Source organism: Bartonella sp. AA86SXKL (assembly GCF_042196885.1).
This window is the reverse complement of record NZ_JBHIRE010000362.1, coordinates 1-685: the sequence shown is the minus strand read 5'-3', so window position 1 is coordinate 685 and position 685 is coordinate 1. Positions and strand designations below refer to the sequence as shown.

1 protein-coding gene is annotated in these 685 nt (G+C 39.1%); it reads right to left on the bottom strand.

Annotation, left to right across the window (positions count from 1 at the left end; translation table 11 throughout):
• Positions 1-120: 120 nt before the first annotated feature.
• Positions 121-685, bottom strand: a 565-nt coding sequence (locus ACFIO5_RS12025) for a MutS-related protein (RefSeq protein ID WP_404978052.1), incomplete at its 5' end; no start/stop codon positions are given.

Genomic DNA, 685 nt, shown 5'->3' with positions numbered 1-685 from the left:
TTCCTAGTTACATTCCTGTTCTTTACAAAGGAACAGGACCACTACTCTACTTTTATTCTCGCATCTTAATTTAAGGCACAAATTTAGGAGTGATCAAAAAAGAGCTCTTGGTTTGATTTGTTATAAGGGATTATTTTTTTCAAGTTGTTTAAGGTGATAAAGGGCTTCTAAAGCTTGCTTAGGAGAGAGTTCGTCAGGATGGATATTTTTAAAAGCTTCATGGAGCATAGAATATTTGTTTGTGTCTTCATTGAGGGAAGATGTTGTTTTAAGGGAAAAAAGCGGTAAGTCATCAATTAATTTATGTCCTTTTCCCGCCATTTCACCTTGTTCTAATTGCTGTAGAACGTCTGTAGCACGTGTAATAACTGCCTTGGGAAGTCCAGCAAGTTTTGCAACTTGTACGCCGTAGGATCGGTCCGCAGCTCCCGGCGTGACTTCGTGAAGAAAAATCACATCACCATCCCAATTTTTGACTTTCATGGTTACATTATGAAGACGATCAAGTTTTTCTGTGAGTGCTGTCATTTCATGAAAATGTGTGGCGAGAATAGCACGACAATGGTTAACTTCATGAAGATATTCAACGGTTGCCCAGGCAATTGAAAGCCCATCAAAAGTCGACGTTCCTCGTCCGATTTCATCAAGAATAACAAGGGAATGCTGAGTAGCATGATTAAGAATC